Here is a 17,496-nt window from a genome sequence, read left to right as displayed (position 1 = left end):
TGAACTCGTGGGCTAGCGCTTACGACAACGCCCCTCGCTACGCCGCCTTCAACACCGGCGGCTGCGACGGCCTGATCAGCGCGAACGCGACCTGCACGATGCCGCCCGCGAGGCCCAGTGCCACTCCGATGCGCCAGGCCATGGTGTAGGAGCCGAGCGCGTCGTAGAGCAGCCCTCCCCCGTAGGCGCCGAGGAAGCTGCCGATCTGGTGGCTCATGAAGGCGAGGCCCTGGATCATCGCCTGCCAGCGCAGGCCGAACATCTCGGCGACCGCGCCCGCGACCAGCGGACCAACGCCCATCCAGAGGAAGCCCATGATGGCGCCGAACAGCAGCGTCGAGAACGACGTCGCCGGCAGCATGAAATACCAGGCAAGCGCCAGCGAGCGTAGGATGTAGATCGCGCCCAGCAACGCCAGCTTATTCCAGCGCTGCCCGGCCCAGCCGAAGAACAGCGAGCCCAGCACGTTGAAGCCACCGATCATGCCGAGCGTCTGCGCGCTCAGCATCGGGTCGAGGCCGCAGATCGCCAGATACGACGGCAGATGCGTGGTGAGGAACACCAGCTGCATGCCGCAGACGAGATAGGCGCAGGTCATCACCACGAAGGACGCATTGCCGAACGCAGTCCGCGCCGCGATCGCAGCCGTAGCATCGTCGATCTCGTCGGCGGCCGGCTTGGGCAGCGGGATCTGGTCGACGCGCCCGGCATACCAGGCGGCGGGGATCATCAGCACCGACATGATGACGAAGCCGGCAAGGCCAATGCGCCAGCCAAAGCCCTCGTTGAGCATCTGCCCGATCGGCGCCGACAGCAGCGCGCCGAGCGAGCCCGCACCGGAGACGATGCCGAGCACGGTCGAGCGCACCGTCTCAGGCACCGCGCGCGCCGCCACCGACATCGCGATCGCAGCCGCCGTGCAGGCCAGCGAGGTGCCGATCAAAACGCCGGCGCCGATCATGATGCTGACAAGCCCGTTGGCGGTCGCCATCAGCGCAAGGCCGACGATGTACATCAGCGCGCCCACGATCATGATCGGGCGAAAGCCGTAGCGCTCGGTCATGGCGCCGGCGAGCGGCTGGAGAAAGCCCCAGGCGAGGTTTTGCACGGCCAGCGCCAGTGTGAAATCCGACACCGAGATGTGGATGTCATGCGTCAGCGGTTGCAGGAAGATGCCGAGCGACTGCCGCAGCCCCATGCTCAGCGTCAGCATGATCGAGGCGCCGATCAGGATGGGCAAGGTCGGACGCAGAACCTGCAACAGGGGCATTCTTCTTCTCCCTTTTGGGCGCGGCGCGAAAGCCGCCGTCTGCTTTTGCCGTTGATTTTGGTTACACAGGTCTGTGTACTTAGGCTATAAAGGGCCGGTGCTGTCAAGCGAACAGGACGCGCGCTACCGCATGGCTCCCCCGCCCGCCCCACAGACGATGAAAGAGCGGATCCTTCAGACCGCCGACAAGCTGTTCTATCTGCAAGGCATTCGCGCCATCGGCGTCGACACCATCGCGGCCGAGATCGGCATCTCCAAGCGCACGCTCTACAACCACTTTCCCTCCAAGGACGCGCTGATCGCCGCCTATCTGGAACGCCGCTTCGTAGCTCAGCGCCCCTCCGACAAGCCGCCGGCCGAGCAGATCCTTGCGACGTTCGATTCGCTGGAGCGACGCTTCGCCGCCAAGGATTTTCGCGGCTGCCCGTTCGTGAATGCGGTCGCCGAGCTCGGGCCTTCCGACCGCGCCGTGAAGAAGATCGCAATCGCCTTCAAGGAAAGCCGCCGCCTCTGGTTTCGTGATCGGCTGACCGAGCTCGGCGTCGCCGATGCCGACGCGCTCGCAACCCAGCTCGTGCTGCTCGTCGACGGCTCCATCGCCCAGGACCTCGTCCGCGACGATCCGGCGATGGCCAGGGCGGCAAAGGAGGCGGCGAAGGTGCTGCTGCGCAATGCGGGGGTGGATGTGGGGCTTGATGCGAAGGCCGCGAAAGGACGCAAGCCCGCGCCACAACAATAACCGCCGTCGCCGCACCATTCGGTGTCATCACCCGCGAAGGCGGGTGATCCAGTATTCCAGAGACGGTGAGGCTAGAACCGAGAAGCCGCGGCGTACTGGATTCCCCGCATGCGCGGGGAATGACAGCGGAGTTTGTAGGATCCGTTCGGGATGATAGCAGAATGCCCCTGTTTTGCCCGACGTGTCAAATGGCGCTGCCGCCAGCGCAAACCGCGCTGCTCCTCGCGTAAGCCGTTGATCTTGCTACCGCCGGCTACTGTGCATGGGGTTGTTTTCGCACTTTTTGTGCCGGCAGCTCACGCCGCCTGCGCCACCACGCGGTTGCGGCCGTCGTGCTTGGCGCGGTAGAGCGCGGTGTCGGCGCGCTTGAGGACGTCGGCGACCGCCTCACCCTTCTGCTCCAGCGTGGTCAGGCCGATCGAGATCGTGACCTCGATACGCTTCGTCCCTTTGTGGATCGCAAACGGCTCGCCCGCGATCGAGCGGCGCAGGCGCTCGGCGACCATGCCGGCCACGTGCAGATCGGTCTCGGGCATCACGATGACGAACTCCTCGCCGCCATAGCGGCAGGCAAGGTCAATGCCGCGGATCGACTTGCGCACCCGCACCGCGAACTCGCGCAGCACGTCGTCACCGGCGTCGTGGCCGTAATTGTCGTTGATCGACTTGAAGTAGTCGATGTCCAGAATCATCAGCGCGAGCGGCTTGCCGCGGGTCGCGGCTTGCTCGGCGAGCGTCGCCAGATGGCTCTCCATGTAGCGGCGATTGTGCAGCCCGGTGAGCGCGTCGGTGATCGCCATCTCGATCGAGTTCTGCACGTTGTCGCGCAGGTGATCGGTGTAGCGGCGGCGGCGGATCTGGGTGCGGGCCCGCGCCAGCAGCTCGGTCTTGTCGATGGGGCGCAGCAGATAGTCGTTGACACCGATCTCGAGGCCGCGGAGCAGCCGCGTCGAGTTCTCGGGGTCGGCGATCGCCAGGATCGGCACGTGCCGCGTGCGCTCCAGCGAGCGCGCCTGGCTGCAGAGCCGCAGGCCATCGAAATTGTTCAGGTCGAGCGAGACGATCAGGAGGTCGTAATTGCCCTCGGCGGCGTGGAACAGCGCTTCCGTCGGGTTCGGCTCGACGTCGATGGTGTGCTCGGCGGCGAGGATCGTCGCCAGCCGCTCATAGGAGGACTCGCGGTCGTCGACCAGCAGGATGCGGCCGCCCTTGCCGGTATCGGCCACCGCGCTGCGCTCCGGCGCCTGCATGCCGATCTCGAGCGAGGTGATGGCGCGCATGCGCAGCTCGTCCGTCATCATCTTCAGTCGCGTCAGCGAGCGCACGCGCGCGATCAGCACGACGTCGGAGACGGGTTTTGTCAGAAAATCGTCGGCGCCGGCTTCGAGTCCGCGGTTGCGGTCGGACGGGCTGTCGAGCGCGGTGACCATCACGACGGGAATGTGGTGGGTGGCAGGATCCGTCTTCAGGCGGCGGCAAACTTCGAAGCCGTCCATGTCGGGCATCATCACGTCGAGCAGGATGATGTCGCATTCGGCGCGCCGGCTGATCGCCAGCGCCTCGGCGCCGTTCGCCGCAGTCATCACGTCGAAATATTCGGCAGACAGGCGGGCTTCGAGGAGCTTGACGTTGGCAGGAACGTCATCGACAACCAGGATACGCGCGGACACTTTGAACTCACTTCCTATCCGATAAAACGCCGGACCGTCTCAATGAATTTGCCGACCGAGATCGGCTTGGACAAATAGGCTTCGCAGCCGCCCTCGCGGATGCGCTCTTCGTCGCCCTTCATCGCGAAGGCGGTGACCGCGACGACGGGAATGGCGCGCAGCTCCGGATCGTCCTTGATCCAGCGTGTCACCTCGAGGCCCGAGACCTGCGGCAATTGGATGTCCATGAGCACGAGGTCGGGCCGCATCTTGCGAACGAGATCGAGCGCCTCGTAGCCGTTGCTGGTGCCGGAGGTCTGGTAGCCGTGCGCCTCCAACAGGTCGCGGAAGAGCTTCATGTTGAGCTCGTTGTCTTCCACGATCAGGACGGTCTTAGCCATCCCGCCCTCCTGATTGGTCCGCAGACCCATACATGTGACGCCTCAGGCGCCGCTCGCCGGCGCTTCGAAAACTGGATTCAAACTAGCCCCAGATTCGCTCTAGTTTCGTTAAACCCGAGGGCCGACTTTCTGCGATGTGGTTTCCAGTTGCTTGTCGGGCTCGCAAGACTCGAGGCGAAGACTCGGGCATGATGATTCCAAATTAGAGACCGAAAGTTAACGGAAAGGCAAACCGGCCCCGTGAAAAAGCCTGTTCACAACCCCCGCGAAGTCGCTGAAATCGTTGCGATTCAGGCCCTGTCCTTCGTCGCCGGCGAGCCCGAGCGGCTGGGCCTGTTCCTGGCTGAGACAGGGGTCGGTCCGGAGACCCTGCGCAATGCCGCTTCCGACCCCAATTTCCTGCTCAGCGTGCTCGATTTCGTGCTGCGCGATGACGAGACCGTGAAGGCCTTTGCGAAGACCGCGGAACTGCATCCGACCAACGTTGCCGCAGCGCGGCAGGTGCTGGGCGACGCGCTCGGCGACCCCTCCTGGGAGCGCGACGTGCCGTGACCTCCCCCGATCCGGCCGGGCCCCGCTGCTTCTGCCGGGATTGTCTGGCCGATCTGGACATGGGCGTGCGGCGCTGTTCCTCCTGCGGATCCCCTCGCCTGGTCCGCCACCGCGCGCTCGCGGGCCTGACCATCGCCCATATCGACTGCGACGCCTTCTATGCGACCGTCGAGAAGCGCGACGATCCTGCTATCGCCGATAAGCCCGTCATCATCGGCGGGGGCAAGCGCGGCGTGGTGTCGGCTGCCTGCTACATCGCCCGGACCTATGGCGTGCGCTCGGCCATGCCGATGTTCAAGGCTCTGGAGGCCTGTCCGCATGCGACGGTAATCCGCCCCGACATGGCGAAATATGTCCGGGTCGGCCGAGAGGTGCGCCAGGCCATGCAGGCGCTGACGCCGCTGGTCGAGCCGCTCTCGATCGACGAGGCCTTCCTCGATCTGTCCGGCACCGAGCGCGTCCACGGCATGATCCCGGCAAAGGTGCTGGCGCGCTTTGCGCGCGAGGTCGAGCGCGACATCGGCATCACCGTCTCGGTCGGCCTGTCCTGCAACAAGTTCTTGGCCAAGATCGCCTCCGACCTCGACAAGCCGCGCGGCTTTGCCGCGCTCGACCAGGACGAAGCGCGCTTGATGCTGGCTTCGAGGCCGGTCGGCTTCATCTTTGGCGTCGGACCGGCCACGCAGGAACGCCTTGTGCAGCGCGGCTTCCGCATCATCGCCGATCTGCAGAAGGCCGACGAGATCGAGATGATGCGGCAGTTTCCGAGTGACGGCCGCCGGCTGTGGCGGCTTGCGCGCGGCATCGACGACCGCCGCGTCGAGCCTGATCGCGGCGCCAAGACGATTTCCAGCGAGACCACGTTCGAGAGCGACATCCGCGATTTCGCGACGCTGGAGAAGATCTTGTGGCGGCTGTGCGAGAAGACGTCGTCGCGTCTCAAGAGCAGCGAGCTCGCCGGCTCGACCGTCACGCTGAAGCTGAAGACCGCCGATTTCCGCCAGCGCACGCGCTCACAGTCGATCGCCGCCCCGACGCAGCTCGCCGCAAAGATCTTCTCGATCTGCCGCGAGATGCTGGCGAAAGAGATCGACGGCACCGCCTTCCGCCTGATGGGCGCCGGCGTCAGCGCGCTGCGTGACGGCTCGGCCTCCGACGACACCGACATGCTCGACCGCCGCGCCGCGCACGCCGAGCGCGCGGTGGACAGTCTGCGCAAGAAGTTCGGCAGTGCCGCGGTGATCCGCGGCATTGCGTATGAGGGGCCGGAGAAGGCGCAGGAGTGATCGAGTCCTGCTCAACTCAGTCGCGTTCGAAGATCCGTGCACCCGGATAGGCGCGCCGGGCATACTGAACGACCAACTGCCGATCCTGAGTTTCCAGGAACGGCGTTCGGATCTGACAAGACCCGACGATGAGGTGCCACAAGCCGTTGAGCTTTCGAATGACGACGTTCATTTGAGCCTCCTCGCAGTGACCCGAGTGGGCTCAAATTGTAAGAATCTCCCGCCGTCGCTCAATTCTACCAGCGTAAGGTCAGCGCATGAGAAGGATTAGAGGAGATATACAAAGGTATGTTGACAATGGCTCCGACAGCCTCTGTCGCCGATAGCTTCGCAAGGGCTCAAACGATCCTACCGCTTCAGGGGCTGGCACCGTGACAGGCGAACGCGATCTCGAAGCGCTGCTGAGCAACATGAAGCCGGAGATCCTGGACGGCATCTTCGTGTTTTGCACGGTTGCGCCGAGCGCGAGCATTCCAGCCACCATCAGCCCGATCCTGACGTTCCGCGAACGCGAAGGAACGACACTCGTGATCCCTCGCGAAGAGGCCGAAGCGGCAGGCCTGCGCTACGAGTTCGCCTCGCGCCTGATCACCCTGACGGTTTATTCGTCGCTGGACGCGGTCGGATTCCTGGCTGCGATCACAGCCCATCTCGCCGCAGCTGGCATCAGCGTGAATGCCGTTTCGGCCTTCCATCACGATCACCTCTTCGTGCCTGTCGACAAGGCCGATGAAGCGATGGCTGTTCTACAGAATATCTCTGGCGCGAGACACTCGTAGCCCGGATGGAGCGGAGCGCAATCCGGGACAGCGCATCCTAGCAGCAGACCCCGGATTACGCTTCGCTCCATCCGGGCTACAAGAGGGACCTCAATCCGCGACGGCCACCGCCTCGATCTCGATCAGCCACTCCGGCGCGGCCAGCGCGGTGACACCGACGAGCGTCGAGGCCGGCGGCTCCATGCCTTCGAAGAAGACGGAGCGGGCTTTGCCGATGATGGGGCGCAGCTCCGGCTTGTAGTTCACGACGAAGGTCGTGATCTTGACGATGTTGGCGTAGCTCGCCCCCGCCGCCTTCAGCGCGTGGCCGAGATTCTGCATCACCTGCGTCGTCTGTGCAGCAATATCGCCCTCGCCGACGATCCGCCCCTCCTCGTCCACCGAGACCTGGCCGGAGATGTAGATGGTGCGGGCGCCGGAAGCGGTGACGACGTGGGAATAGGCGGGATTGTGATGCAGGCCGCTGGGGCGGAGATGGTCGAGCTTGGGCATGGTTGGCTCCCGGATGTTTGTGATTGGGGCGGAGCGTAGCGGGAGAGCGCGCGGAGAGCCAGCCCCGTCATTGCGAGGAGCTCTTGCGACGAAGCAATCCAGAATTTTTCCGCGGAGAGATTCTGGATTGCTTCGCCGAGCCTATCATCGGGCCGCGCTGCGCGCGGACCCGGTGGCTCGCAATGACGGAGGAGAGACAGCCCCTCAATTACAGGGCTTGCTGTCCTTCACGTCGAACTTGCCCATCGCGCCGGAGATCACGAAATCGTTGTAATCGAGCACGAGCTGGCGGGAAACGCCGTTCTCGTAGAGCTCAAACGCCATCGCGTAGACCGGCGTCTGCTCGCCTTCCTTCTGCTGGGCCTCGCGGTCGAAGTAACTGACGGTGACGGGCCAGCGCTTGAGCGATTTCATATGCTCGTCGGAGATCGACGGGTCGGACGCCGTGGCACGGTCGGCCGGGATCGGCTGGCCGATCACGGTCAGCGTGTTGTAGACCTTCTGGCCGTCGTCGGAGCCGTCATAGACGGAGAGCTCGAGCAGCGACTTGCCTTCGTTGGCCGCAGCGATGATGCGCTGGATCTGCTCGGTCGGGAATACGATCTTGCCGTCGAGGGTAAATGTCTTCGGCGCCGGCAGCTTCAGCTTGACGTTGATGTGGTCGCCGTCGCGCTCGGCCGAGCCGTCGACGCGGCCTGCATCGGCCTCGTTCATCCGCGTCTCGATGTTGAAGCGGTAGCTCTTGCCGGCAGCGTCCTCCCAGGAATTGGAGCGGAGGTCACTCAGCGTGACCTTACCCTCGCCGCTGTCGAGCTCGGAGACCTGACGGAATTCCGAGGTATAGCCCTCGCAGGCATTCCCCGTGAAATTGTAGAGGATGCGGCCGCGGGCACTGTTGACCGAGTTGGAGCGCGATTTCACGAGGCTGAGGTCATAAAGCGCCTGATGCGCGAGGAACGGACCGTTGGCGGCCTGCGCCCAGCCCCCAAGGCCGACAGTGGCCGCCGCGAGCGCCATCACACCGAGCGAAGTCCGGAAAAGGTGCACCATGTCTATTCCCTGGGGAAGCGCAGATTCGACATTTTAATGACCGATCCATTGCGTCGCAACTGAGGCCGTTTCACGTAAAGTTGCGGCTCGCGTGTTGAACCTCCTCCCCTGCCTCAACAAAATGCAGTCCCCTTCGGTTGCTTGCATGTGGCGGCACGATGAGCGAAACAGGACCGTCGGCCTCCAGAGGCGTCGGGGCAGATGAATTCTTGGACAACGAGGTCGAACATGGCTGGCACAGTCGAGCAGAAACTGGCGGAACAAGGCATCAAGCTGCATGAAGCCCCCACTCCCGTCGCCAACTATGTCCCGTTCGTGCGCACCGGCAATTTGCTGTTCGTCTCCGGCCAGGTCTGCTTCGATCCTGCCGGCAAGCTGATCGCCAAGGGCAAGCTGGGTGCCGGCGTCTCGATCGAAGACGGCGCTGCGGCCGCCCGCGGCTGCGCGGTGAACCTGCTGGCCCAGGTCAAGGCCGCGCTCGGCGACCTCGACAAGGTCGTGCGCGTGGTCCGCCTCGGCGGCTTCATCAACTCGGCGCCCGACTTCCTGGACGGGCCCAAGGTGCTGAACGGTGCCTCCGACCTGATGGTCGCGGCCTTCGGTGACAAGGGCCGCCATGCCCGGACCACCGTCGGGGTCGCCTCGCTGCCTGCCGACGCGGCGGTCGAGGTCGATGGCGTGTTCGAGGTCGCCTGACACGAATGCGCGCTCCGGATTGGCTGATAGCCCGGCCGGTCGCCCATCGCGGCCTGCATGACATTTCGCGCGGCATCGTGGAAAACATGCCGGGCGCGGTCCAGGCCGCGATCGCAGGCAATTTTTCGATCGAGGTCGATATCCAGCTCTCCGCCGACGGTGAGGCCATGGTGCATCACGACCATGCGCTCGGCCGCCTCACCGAGGCCACCGGAGAGGTGATCGAGAAGACCGCGGCCGAGTTGAAAGCCATCAAGTTCAAGGACACGCCGGAGCGGATGATGTCGCTCGGCGACCTCTGCGCCCTGGTCGCCGGCCGGGTACCGCTGGTGATCGAGGTGAAGAGCCATTTTGGCGGCGACCGCAAGCTGGTGAAGCGGATGGCCGAGGTGCTGGCGTCCTACGACGGTCCCGCTGTCGGCATGTCCTTCGATCCCGACCAGGTGCTGGCACTGCGCGAGTTGCTGCCCTCCCGCCCGCGCGGCATCGTCGCGCAGCGGACCTATGAGGACGAGTACTGGGCCAAGCTGACCCAGGCGCAGCGCGACAGCATGCTGTACCTGCGTCACGGCTTCCAGACCCAGCCCCACTTCGTAGCGTTCAAAGTCGACCACCTGCCGGCCCCCGCCCCCTGGATTGCCCGCAACGTCTTCGGCTGCGCCCTGCTCGGCTGGACCGTGCGCACGCCGGAGCAGCGGACGCGGGTCGGTCAATATGCGGATCAGATGATCTTCGAGGGGTTCGTGCCGTAGGGTGCGGCATGCGAACGCGGTCGTGTCCCGGACAAGCTGCAACGCTCCAAGCGTTGCGGCGCAGAGCCGGGACCCATCCCTCCGCGAACGTGCTGCCACAAGGGCGCCGGCTCTGCAGCGCCCCGCTGAAGGAGCGCTGCGCTGCGTCCGGGGCACGAGAGAGGCGTTCCCCACCCTTGAAGTCGCTGCTGCAATGCACGATCTTGGGGACGATGGCATCATCCGAAATCACGCTCGAGGCCGTACCTTCGATTGGCGAAGTGGCACCGGAGGATTGGGACGCCTGCGCCAATCCCGGCAAGGCCTGCAATGGGAATAGCACGGGAACCTCATCCGCCCTTCCAGGCGATTCCGCCGGTCTCTTAAAGTCGGCCTATAACCCGTTCGTCTCACACGCATTTCTCTCCGCCGCTGAGAAATCGGGCTCAGCGACGATCCGCACCGGCTGGGGACCGCGGCATCTCGTGGCCAAGCTCGGCGGTAGCGTCGCCGGCGTAGTGCCCTGCTATCTCAAGTCGCACTCGCAGGGCGAATATGTCTTCGACCGCGGCTGGGCGGACGCCTATGAGCGCGCCGGCGGGCGCTACTATCCCAAGCTCCAGGTCTCGGTTCCGTTCACCCCGGCCACAGGACCGCGTCTGCTGGTCCGCGACGGGGTCGACCGCGGGCGGATCACCGAGGCCCTGGCGAGCGGGCTGGTGGCGCTGTGCGGGGTCAGCAAGGCCTCCTCGGTGCACGTCACCTTCGCCCGCGAGGCCGAATGGAAGCTGCTCGCCGGGCACGGCTTCCTCCAGCGCACCGACCAGCAGTTCCACTGGCATAATGACGGCTTTGCCAGCTTCGATGACTTCCTGGCGACGCTGAACTCGCGCCACCGCAAGTCGATCAAGCGGGAGCGACGCGATGCGCTCGCCGCCGGCATCACCATCCACTGGCTCACGGGCAAAGACATCACCGAGGATGCCTGGGACGCGTTCTTTGAATTCTACATGGAGACCGGCTCGCGCAAATGGGGCCGGCCGTATCTGACGCGCGAGTTCTTCTCGCTGATCGGCGAGACAATGAGCGAGGACGTGCTGCTGGTGATGGCCCGCCGCAACAATCGCTGGATCGCGGGCGCGATCAACTTCATCGGCTCAGACACGCTGTTCGGCCGCAACTGGGGCGCGGTCGAGCATCATCCGTTCCTGCATTTCGAGGTCTGCTACTATCAGGCGATCGATTTCGCCATCAAGCGCGGCCTCCGGCACGTCGAGGCCGGCGCACAGGGCGAGCACAAGATCGCACGCGGCTACCTGCCGAAGACGACCTATTCCGCCCACTTCATCGCCGATCCGGGCCTGCGGCGCGCCATCGACGACTACCTCAAGCGCGAGCGCGCCTATGTTGCGGAAGCCGGACGCGAACTCGCCGAGCTCGGCCCGTTCCGCAAAGGCGCCGACGAGGCGCCTTGACGCCTCGCCGTTGCTGGTGACAGTAAGCGCAAAATCTCGAGGAGCCGCCGAGGAGCTAGCATGACCGCCTACGACACCAACAACATCTTCGCAAAGATCCTGCGCGGCGAGCTGCCCTGCTACAAGGTGTACGAGGACGAGCACGTCTTCGCCTTTCTCGACATCATGCCGCGCGTGCCTGGCCACACGCTGGTGATCCCGAAGGCCGCTGCCCGCAACATCCTCGACATCAGACCGGACGACTTCGCCCATGTCGCCCGCGGCGCGCACAAGATCGCGGCGGCAGCGATGAAGGCGTTCGAAGCCGACGGAATCACCGTGCAGCAGTTCAACGAGCCCGCCGGCGGACAAGTGGTGTTTCATCTCCACATGCACGTGATGCCGCGCCGCGACGGCGTCGCCATGCTGCCGCCCGCGAGCCGCAAGGAAGACGCGAAGGTGCTGGAAGAGCACGCGGCCAAGCTGATGGCGGCGTTGAAGGCGGGGTAGATCTCTCCGCTCGTCATTCCGGGGCGCGCCCCGTAGCCCGGATGGACCGAAGCGCAATCCGGGACTGTCCCCGCATTCCGCTTCGCTCCATGCGGGCTACGCTGGCTCCTGCTCGTCATTGCGAGCGAAGCGAAGCAATCCAGACTGCTTCCGCGGAGACGTCCTCTGGATTGCTTCGTCGCAAGGGCTCCTCGCAATGACGGAGGAGAGACTTCACTCCGTCTCGAAGTCGCCCTTCTGCGGCGCCGCCAAGGGCGTGAACTCGCAACGGTCCGGCTTGATGTCGATCAGCGGCGTGTTGTCGAGGCAGTCGAGTCCGCGCACCAGGATCGCATTGCCCTCGATGCCGACCAGCTTCACGATCGAGGTGCCGATCGGATTGGGCCGTACCGGTGAGCGTAGCGAGAAGGTGCCGCGGGTCTTCTCGTTGTTCTTTGGGCTCTGCAGGATGATGTCGCGGCGCGACTTGTCGAGCCAGTAGAGCACTTCGAGGTTGCTGTAGAAATCGACGCCCTTGATGGCCGGCACGAACGGCTCGAATATTTCGAGCCGGCACACCGGGCCGTCGTGACGCCCCTGCCGCGGCGTCTCCAGCCGCGACGTCCAGGGCGTGCGGATGCGGCCGATGAAGACGAGGCCGGCATCCTCTGCGGGCGGCAGTTCGATGGCGACCTCGCCCTCGCGGAGCTCCTGTTCGCGAACCATATTTCCTGTTCCTTGCTGTTCGCCGGCGGTTTTAGCCCAACCACCACTTGCCGACCAGCATGAAGACTTCGCCCGTGACCACGCCGGCAAAGATCGCGCGGCGGGTCAGCAGGAAGACGACGAGCCCCGCTCCCACCGCGCCATAGCGCAAGATATCCGGCACGCTGGCAAGCGCCCCTGGCGGCTCGACCACGATCTGGGCGATGACGCCGGCCAGGATCGCGGTCGCGACCGCCCGCACCCAGACCAGCAGTTCGGAGCCCTCATCGATACCGCCGCCGAACCACAGACCCAGCATGCGCCAGATCTGGTTGGGAACGACGCCGGCGACGAAGAGCACGGCGAGCGCATGCCATTCGCCGATGAGCTGCGAAAAGCTCATGCGCGCACCTCCCGCCACCAATGCACGCCATAGGCGATCGTGCCAGCCACGACGCCGCTAACGAGGATGTCGAGGCCCGAGTTCATTTTCGCCGCCAGCGGATAGAGCAAGATTCCGAGCGTCAATGCGACGACATCAGCGACCTCGCGGCTATTGCGTGCGGTCGAGAACAGGAAAGACAGCGGAGTCAGCAGCAGAATCGCCGCGCCAAGCGTCTGCGTCAGATTGGCGGCGAGGAAATAGCCAACCGTGTTGGCGCAGAGGCACACCGAGACTAAGCCACAGCCGAGCCCGTGGACGAAGGCGATGCGCCGCTCGCGCGGCACAAGCGGCAGGAAGCGGTGGCATTCGACCCACAGCGTCACCGCGGTGAGATGCGCAGCGAAGATCAGCTCGCGCCGTTTCGTCGTCGGCGTGCGCATCAACGGCAGCACCGAGACCACCATCGGAAACAGGCGGATGGCGCTGACGGTGACCGCGATCGCCGACTGGATGATGGTGGCACCCGAGCCGAGCGTGGTGATCAGGATGATCTGCGCGGGACCGGCCCAGACGAACAACGTCGAGGCGAGCGCCCAGAGCAGGCTGAAATGGGTGTCGTGGGCGAGCGCGCCGATGCCGAGATAGGTCACGAACAGCACGATGGTGAGGATCGTCTGCGTGATCGAGCACAGCCCCCACGCAAAGGCGCGCCAGGAGCTTTGCCATTGAGGTGAATCGAGCGGAGGAAGCGCCACGGGAGGTTTGGTCGAGGAGAGGAATCGTGCCTCATAACGGGCGATACGGCGACGCACGTCAAGAAAGCCCGCGGCGGGGCTGGCATGCGCACGTGGCGCGGGGCACCCGCCGACGTCATTCCGGGGCGCGACAAAGTCGCGAGCCCGGAATCCATTTCACCACGATCTCTGCGGCCCGATGGATTCCGGGCTCGCGCCAAGAGGCGCGCCCCGGAATGACAAGCCCTACCCACTCACACCGCGGTTCTTCAGCACGAAGCACGCACCGCCCGCTTTGCGGATACGATTGCACAGATCATCCGCCTCGGCGCGCGTGTCGGCACCGATGCGCACCTGATAGAAGGCGCGTGTGCCGCGGCTGCGCATCACTGAGCTCAGCAAGCTCGGATCGCGGTCGCCGATCACCGCGCTCAGCCGCGTGACCGCGCGGGAATACATCGCCAGCGCCCTGTTGCGGTCGAAGCCGGCGGCGAGCTGCACGCCCCAGACCTTTGCGGCGGCAAGCTCGACATGCTGCTCGAGTTCGGCCACGAACGGGTTGGGCGCACGCTTGAGCAACGCCATGAGATCGCGGCAGCTCGTCGGCGGTGAACTCGGCGGGCCCTTGCCGGCGCTGCCTGCCTTGGCCCAGGCATCGACGCTCGTGCCAGTGATGGCGAAGACGTAGTTGCGGGTCTGCTCCGGCATCGGTCCCGTGCCAGCGAGCCATTCCTGCACCCTGCGCGGACCTGCGTTGTAGGCGGCCGCCGCAAGGCCGAGATTACCGAACTGGTTGCGCAGCTCGTTCAAGAACTCCGCCGACTTCGGCAATGCCTGCACCGGATTGAACGGATTGAGCAGCCCGCGCTCGCTTGCAGTGCTCGGCATGAACTGCGCGATCCCTTGTGCGTGCTCGCCGTTGCGGGTCACCGGTCCGACCGCGTCGGACTGGAAGCGGCTTTCCTGCCAGATCACGCGGGCGAAAAACTCCAGCGGCAGATTGGCCTCGCGCGCCGCCGCCTCAATGATCAGGCAGAGCGACTCCCGCGTGTCGCTCTCGCGGGCGTCCTTCGGTTTCTCCGCCGGCTTCGCGGGTTCCTCGGCATTCGGAGGCACGACGGGCGGAGGCGCCTCCTCCGCCAGCGCCGGCGACAGCACGAGGGCCTGGCACAAGACAGCGATAACCCGAGCTATTCGCATGGCATTGACGCTATCGGACAATTCGGACCTTGACTTGGAACCCCAGCCAACTAGCAACGAGCGGCAGTATCAACGCAGGTCCCGCTCCGATGGTGACAATCTTTTTTGATCTCGACGGCACGCTGACCAACCCGAAGCCCGGGATCACCCGCTCGATCCAGTACGCGCTGGAACGGCTCGGCGTTTCGGTGCCGAGCGAGGACGAACTGACCTGGTGCATCGGCCCTCCGCTGCATGCCAGCCTCAAGAGGCTCACCGGGACCGATGAACTCGCTGACCGCGCGCTCCTGCTCTATCGCGAGCGCTTCAGCGACATCGGCCTGTTCGAGAACGAGGCTTACAGCGGAATTACGGACACATTGTCGACGCTCGCAGCGACACGTCAGCGCATGTTCGTGGCGACCAGCAAGCCTGCGGTCTACGCCACGCGCATCGTCGATCATTTCGGCCTGAAACCGTATTTCGAACGCGTGTTCGGCTCCGAGCTCGACGGCACCCGCGTCGACAAGCGCGACCTGCTCCGCTATGCGCTCGACCAGGCCAGCGTCGATCCGCAGCGCGCCATCATGATCGGCGATCGCAGCCATGACGTGGTCGGTGCCCGCACCAACGGCATGACCGCCATCGGCGTGCTCTACGGCTATGGCAGCGAGGCCGAGCTAAAGGAGGCCGGCGCGCACCACATCTGCGCCGCACATCCCGAGCTGCTCGGCCATTGCGTGACCTAGCCTGTCAGGCGCCGACAGTCTCCACCGCCGCCAGCATGCCCGTCTTCGGATGGCAGTTCAGATATTCGAAGAACTGCTCGTCGGCAGCGGCCACCGTCACCTCGTGATAGAGCCGCAGCTTGGCTGACGGCCCGAGCGTCGACAGATATTTCATCGCCGCACCGAAGATCTTGACATGGGTCGGATGAGACTCCGCCCAGCGTTCGAGCGCAGCGAGACTCTTCCACCAGCTCTGGCCATAGGACTTTTCGCTGACGCTGCCGTCAGCCGCGAGCACGCGCATGTAGCGGTTGGCGTAGCAGCCGATGCCGAGGCCGTCGTCGCGCAGGAAGTCCATGCCCTCGCGCAGCACCGGCTCGACGTCGTCGAGATAGAGCTTGCGCTCGGACGCTTCGGTATCGCTCCAGTCCTGCCCGGAGCGGATCAGGCAGAGATTGTCGTGCGCCACGACGCGCAGCCGCGCGCCGTCGCGGATCAGCTCCGGTGCGCCGCCGGGCGCCATCGCATCGGTCTGAGACAGCGGGATACGGTCGCGCATGCCGCCCCAATAAGCGTGCTCCTGCACCTCGCCGCTCATGCCGCCGGCGATTGCGGCAACCCCCTCGGGCCGGTCAGGCGAGGAGAACAGCGTCTCGTGCCGCGCCACAATGGGCCTCAGCACCTCGATGAAGGTGCCGATGCCGTCTCGCTGTCGTCCGGTCCAGGCCTCTCGCGCCGGTGCGAACCAGGCATCGAAGCGCGCAATGTCGTCCCAATAAGCGACCGAGACGACGTTCTCATGGCCGGACCGATCGACATAATGCGCGCGGTCCCAATGTGATGGACCGTTCTCCGCAGCGAAGAGCCCTGCGATTTCTTTCAACGCACCCGTCGCTGCCGGCGCCTCACCGCGATATTGCACGCCGCAATAGGCCATCACGACGCGGCCGACGGCAGGCTTGTAGCGCGCCACGAACGACGGATATGGCGGCTGATAGTCGTCCGGCACGCGCTTGTGGCGCGTGCGCGGGGCCTCGAGATGCAGAGGAATTGCGGATTCCATGATCGTGCCCTCCCCTCGACGCCGACGATCAGCTCGCCGCCGCGGCGATGTCCTTCGGCTCGACGGTGTCAACCGGCAGCGCAAATTGCTCGACCCGCTTGTACGGCTTGTTGTTGAGCAGGAGCCGCGTCACGTCGGGCCGCGAATAGTGCCCGGCGGGATCGGCGGCGTTCTTGGCGATGCCGATGGCGCCGAGGTCGATCTCGGCAATCAGGAGGCCCTCCTGGTCCGGCGCCAGCTTCTCGCCGATCTGGCTGCCGTCGGGGCCGTAGATCGCGGCAAAGCCGCCGCCGGCATGCAGCAGCGCATGCTTGTCGGGCCGGTCGCACAGTTCGTCGATCATTCCTTGCGACACCGTCGCGCAAGGCGCGAGCACGAAGCAGGAGCCTTCCACCGCATAGACGCGCGAAGCCGCATTGTTCACCTCGGCCCCGAGTGCCGGCGCAAAGGGATCGTAGAGCGAGAAGCTCGGCCAGGCCGCGACGTGCACCTGTTCGTTCTGGGCGTACATCGCGTATTTCGACAGCGGCTGGAGATGCTCCCAGCAGCACAGCGCGCCGAGACGGCCGATGTCGGGTCTGGCATGCACGGCGAGGTCGCTGCCATCTCCTTCGCCATAGACCGTGCGCTCGGCATGGGTCGGCCGCAGCTTGCGGCGCTTTGCGATGGTCTCGCCGTCGGGTCCGATCAGCCATTGCGCCAGATAGAGGCTGCCACCGTCGCGTTCGGACAGGCCGATCACGGCGGTGAGCTTTGCCTTGCGCACGGCCTCGCGCAGCTTTTCGGCCTGCGGGCTGTCATAGGACAATGAATTGTCGAAATAGCGCTGCACGAAGCCGCGGCCGATCGCCCAGGCCGGCGAGTCCATCCAGATATGCCAGGGGTAACCGGGGATGAACGCCTCGGGAAAGGCGATCAGCTTGGCGCCGTTCTCCGCGGCCTCTCTGATCAGCGCGATCGACTTGTCGATCGAGGCGTCGAGGTCGAGCCAGGCCGGCGCCGCCTGCACCACTGCTACCTTATATCTCGGATGTTCGATGCCCATTCCCGCCTCCATTGCCGGTTGATCGGAAGCCACGTCCGATGCAGTCTATTGAGCCAAGCCGGGCGGCCG

Annotated in this window: 21 protein-coding genes; 9 read left to right on the top strand and 12 right to left on the bottom strand. The window is 65.1% G+C overall.

The genetic code is table 11. The features are described 5' to 3' along the window. Positions 1 to 37 precede the first annotated feature (37 nt). On the bottom strand, positions 38 to 1,270 hold the full coding sequence (locus tag XH85_RS21030) for an MFS transporter (protein ID WP_091895942.1): 1,233 nt from the start codon (positions 1,268 to 1,270) through the stop codon (positions 38 to 40). A 130-nt stretch (positions 1,271 to 1,400) separates the two neighbouring features. On the opposite strand from XH85_RS21030, the gene XH85_RS21025 reads away from it, so the two are divergent. Then, a complete protein-coding gene (locus tag XH85_RS21025; RefSeq protein ID WP_128933303.1) occupies positions 1,401 to 2,009 on the top strand; it encodes a TetR family transcriptional regulator in 609 nt (202 codons plus the stop codon). Between the two features lie 296 nt (positions 2,010 to 2,305). On the opposite strand, the gene XH85_RS21020 is transcribed toward XH85_RS21025, so the two are convergent. Together XH85_RS21020 and XH85_RS21015 are read right to left on the bottom strand one after the other, a co-directional pair. Then, positions 2,306 to 3,679 carry a PleD family two-component system response regulator gene (locus XH85_RS21020; RefSeq protein WP_128933302.1) on the bottom strand — a complete coding sequence of 458 codons (1,374 nt, stop codon included), beginning with the start codon at positions 3,677 to 3,679 and terminating at the stop codon, positions 2,306 to 2,308. Positions 3,680 to 3,693: 14 nt separating this feature from the next. After that, positions 3,694 to 4,059 carry a response regulator gene (locus XH85_RS21015; protein WP_008566616.1) on the bottom strand — a complete coding sequence of 122 codons (366 nt, stop codon included), beginning with the start codon at positions 4,057 to 4,059 and terminating at the stop codon, positions 3,694 to 3,696. Positions 4,060 to 4,299: 240 nt separating this feature from the next. Between XH85_RS21015 and XH85_RS21010 the strand changes: the two genes are divergently transcribed. Beyond that, positions 4,300 to 4,611: a DUF3572 domain-containing protein gene (locus XH85_RS21010; protein WP_091895933.1), complete on the top strand. Its 312-nt coding sequence runs from the start codon at positions 4,300 to 4,302 to the stop codon at positions 4,609 to 4,611. Further along, positions 4,608 to 5,897 (top strand): DNA polymerase IV, encoded by a 1,290-nt coding sequence (locus XH85_RS21005; RefSeq protein ID WP_128933301.1) that lies wholly within the window; start codon positions 4,608 to 4,610, stop codon positions 5,895 to 5,897. The genes XH85_RS21010 and XH85_RS21005 overlap by 4 nt, the downstream gene beginning before the upstream one ends. Before the next feature lie 16 nt (positions 5,898 to 5,913). Here the strand turns inward: XH85_RS21005 and XH85_RS45245 are convergent, their stop codons facing one another. Further along, a complete protein-coding gene (locus XH85_RS45245) occupies positions 5,914 to 6,069 on the bottom strand; it encodes a hypothetical protein (RefSeq protein ID WP_008548553.1) in 156 nt (51 codons plus the stop codon). Between the two features lie 199 nt (positions 6,070 to 6,268). Between XH85_RS45245 and XH85_RS20995 the strand changes: the two genes are divergently transcribed. Then, positions 6,269 to 6,676, top strand: coding sequence for an ACT domain-containing protein (locus XH85_RS20995; protein ID WP_128933299.1), 408 nt, complete (start codon positions 6,269 to 6,271; stop codon positions 6,674 to 6,676). A 90-nt stretch (positions 6,677 to 6,766) separates the two neighbouring features. Here XH85_RS20995 and XH85_RS20990 read toward each other — a convergent pair whose 3' ends face one another. Then, a complete protein-coding gene (locus XH85_RS20990; RefSeq protein WP_128933298.1) occupies positions 6,767 to 7,168 on the bottom strand; it encodes a RidA family protein in 402 nt (133 codons plus the stop codon). 204 nt (positions 7,169 to 7,372) lie between these two features. Then, complete coding sequence (locus tag XH85_RS20985; protein WP_128933297.1) at positions 7,373 to 8,218, bottom strand: cell envelope integrity EipB family protein; 846 nt, start codon at positions 8,216 to 8,218, stop codon at positions 7,373 to 7,375. Between the two features lie 228 nt (positions 8,219 to 8,446). On the opposite strand from XH85_RS20985, the gene XH85_RS20980 reads away from it, so the two are divergent. The 4 genes from XH85_RS20980 (at position 8,447) to XH85_RS20965 (ending at position 11,609) form a co-directional block, all read left to right on the top strand. Beyond that, positions 8,447 to 8,914, top strand: a complete 468-nt coding sequence (locus tag XH85_RS20980) for a RidA family protein (protein WP_018321130.1) — start codon at positions 8,447 to 8,449, stop codon at positions 8,912 to 8,914. 5 nt (positions 8,915 to 8,919) lie between these two features. After that, positions 8,920 to 9,666 (top strand): glycerophosphodiester phosphodiesterase, encoded by a 747-nt coding sequence (locus XH85_RS20975; RefSeq protein ID WP_128933296.1) that lies wholly within the window; start codon positions 8,920 to 8,922, stop codon positions 9,664 to 9,666. A gap of 212 nt (positions 9,667 to 9,878) precedes the next feature. Next, positions 9,879 to 11,120 (top strand): GNAT family N-acetyltransferase, encoded by a 1,242-nt coding sequence (locus tag XH85_RS20970; RefSeq protein ID WP_128933295.1) that lies wholly within the window; start codon positions 9,879 to 9,881, stop codon positions 11,118 to 11,120. Positions 11,121 to 11,180: 60 nt separating this feature from the next. Further along, complete coding sequence (locus XH85_RS20965; protein ID WP_128933294.1) at positions 11,181 to 11,609, top strand: HIT family protein; 429 nt, start codon at positions 11,181 to 11,183, stop codon at positions 11,607 to 11,609. 213 nt (positions 11,610 to 11,822) lie between these two features. Here XH85_RS20965 and tsaA read toward each other — a convergent pair whose 3' ends face one another. The 4 genes from tsaA to XH85_RS20945 form a co-directional block, all read right to left on the bottom strand. Continuing rightward, entirely contained in the window at positions 11,823 to 12,314 is a 492-nt protein-coding gene (gene tsaA, locus XH85_RS20960; protein WP_091889533.1) for a tRNA (N6-threonylcarbamoyladenosine(37)-N6)-methyltransferase TrmO, read from the bottom strand. A gap of 31 nt (positions 12,315 to 12,345) precedes the next feature. After that, positions 12,346 to 12,696 carry an AzlD domain-containing protein gene (locus XH85_RS20955; RefSeq protein WP_128933293.1) on the bottom strand — a complete coding sequence of 117 codons (351 nt, stop codon included), beginning with the start codon at positions 12,694 to 12,696 and terminating at the stop codon, positions 12,346 to 12,348. Further along, entirely contained in the window at positions 12,693 to 13,433 is a 741-nt protein-coding gene (locus XH85_RS20950; protein ID WP_128937365.1) for an AzlC family ABC transporter permease, read from the bottom strand. The genes XH85_RS20955 and XH85_RS20950 overlap by 4 nt, the downstream gene beginning before the upstream one ends. Before the next feature lie 225 nt (positions 13,434 to 13,658). Beyond that, positions 13,659 to 14,612 carry a lytic transglycosylase domain-containing protein gene (locus tag XH85_RS20945; protein ID WP_128933292.1) on the bottom strand — a complete coding sequence of 318 codons (954 nt, stop codon included), beginning with the start codon at positions 14,610 to 14,612 and terminating at the stop codon, positions 13,659 to 13,661. Positions 14,613 to 14,701: 89 nt separating this feature from the next. On the opposite strand from XH85_RS20945, the gene XH85_RS20940 reads away from it, so the two are divergent. Continuing rightward, a complete protein-coding gene (locus XH85_RS20940; protein ID WP_128933291.1) occupies positions 14,702 to 15,340 on the top strand; it encodes an HAD family hydrolase in 639 nt (212 codons plus the stop codon). A 4-nt stretch (positions 15,341 to 15,344) separates the two neighbouring features. On the opposite strand, the gene XH85_RS20935 is transcribed toward XH85_RS20940, so the two are convergent. Next, on the bottom strand, positions 15,345 to 16,382 hold the full coding sequence (locus tag XH85_RS20935) for a phenylacetaldoxime dehydratase family protein (protein WP_128933290.1): 1,038 nt from the start codon (positions 16,380 to 16,382) through the stop codon (positions 15,345 to 15,347). Between the two features lie 28 nt (positions 16,383 to 16,410). Next, positions 16,411 to 17,427, bottom strand: coding sequence for a carbon-nitrogen hydrolase family protein (locus XH85_RS20930; protein WP_128933289.1), 1,017 nt, complete (start codon positions 17,425 to 17,427; stop codon positions 16,411 to 16,413). Positions 17,428 to 17,496: the final 69 nt, after the last annotated feature.

Origin of the sequence: Bradyrhizobium zhanjiangense, from assembly GCF_004114935.1 — a bacterium.
GTDB classification, from domain to species: domain Bacteria; phylum Pseudomonadota; class Alphaproteobacteria; order Rhizobiales; family Xanthobacteraceae; genus Bradyrhizobium; species Bradyrhizobium zhanjiangense.
The sequence above is the reverse complement of the archived record's forward strand: the minus strand, read 5'-3'. Positions and strand labels throughout refer to the sequence as shown.

What these genes read in the sequence shown, in the direction of transcription:
- XH85_RS21030 (WP_091895942.1), bottom strand. Translation starts at nt 1,270, where the DNA reads ATGCCCCTGTTGCAGGTTCTGCGTCCGACCTTGCCCATCCTGATCGGC.
- XH85_RS21025 (WP_128933303.1), top strand. Translation starts at nt 1,401, where the DNA reads ATGGCTCCCCCGCCCGCCCCACAGACGATGAAAGAGCGGATCCTTCAG.
- XH85_RS21015 (WP_008566616.1), bottom strand. Translation starts at nt 4,059, where the DNA reads ATGGCTAAGACCGTCCTGATCGTGGAAGACAACGAGCTCAACATGAAG.
- XH85_RS45245 (WP_008548553.1), bottom strand. Translation starts at nt 6,069, where the DNA reads ATGAACGTCGTCATTCGAAAGCTCAACGGCTTGTGGCACCTCATCGTC.
- XH85_RS20990 (WP_128933298.1), bottom strand. Translation starts at nt 7,168, where the DNA reads ATGCCCAAGCTCGACCATCTCCGCCCCAGCGGCCTGCATCACAATCCC.
- XH85_RS20985 (WP_128933297.1), bottom strand. Translation starts at nt 8,218, where the DNA reads ATGGTGCACCTTTTCCGGACTTCGCTCGGTGTGATGGCGCTCGCGGCG.
- XH85_RS20980 (WP_018321130.1), top strand. Translation starts at nt 8,447, where the DNA reads ATGGCTGGCACAGTCGAGCAGAAACTGGCGGAACAAGGCATCAAGCTG.
- XH85_RS20975 (WP_128933296.1), top strand. Translation starts at nt 8,920, where the DNA reads ATGCGCGCTCCGGATTGGCTGATAGCCCGGCCGGTCGCCCATCGCGGC.
- XH85_RS20970 (WP_128933295.1), top strand. Translation starts at nt 9,879, where the DNA reads ATGGCATCATCCGAAATCACGCTCGAGGCCGTACCTTCGATTGGCGAA.
- XH85_RS20965 (WP_128933294.1), top strand. Translation starts at nt 11,181, where the DNA reads ATGACCGCCTACGACACCAACAACATCTTCGCAAAGATCCTGCGCGGC.
- tsaA (WP_091889533.1), bottom strand. Translation starts at nt 12,314, where the DNA reads ATGGTTCGCGAACAGGAGCTCCGCGAGGGCGAGGTCGCCATCGAACTG.
- XH85_RS20955 (WP_128933293.1), bottom strand. Translation starts at nt 12,696, where the DNA reads ATGAGCTTTTCGCAGCTCATCGGCGAATGGCATGCGCTCGCCGTGCTC.
- XH85_RS20945 (WP_128933292.1), bottom strand. Translation starts at nt 14,612, where the DNA reads ATGCGAATAGCTCGGGTTATCGCTGTCTTGTGCCAGGCCCTCGTGCTG.
- XH85_RS20940 (WP_128933291.1), top strand. Translation starts at nt 14,702, where the DNA reads ATGGTGACAATCTTTTTTGATCTCGACGGCACGCTGACCAACCCGAAG.
- XH85_RS20935 (WP_128933290.1), bottom strand. Translation starts at nt 16,382, where the DNA reads ATGGAATCCGCAATTCCTCTGCATCTCGAGGCCCCGCGCACGCGCCAC.
- XH85_RS20930 (WP_128933289.1), bottom strand. Translation starts at nt 17,427, where the DNA reads ATGGGCATCGAACATCCGAGATATAAGGTAGCAGTGGTGCAGGCGGCG.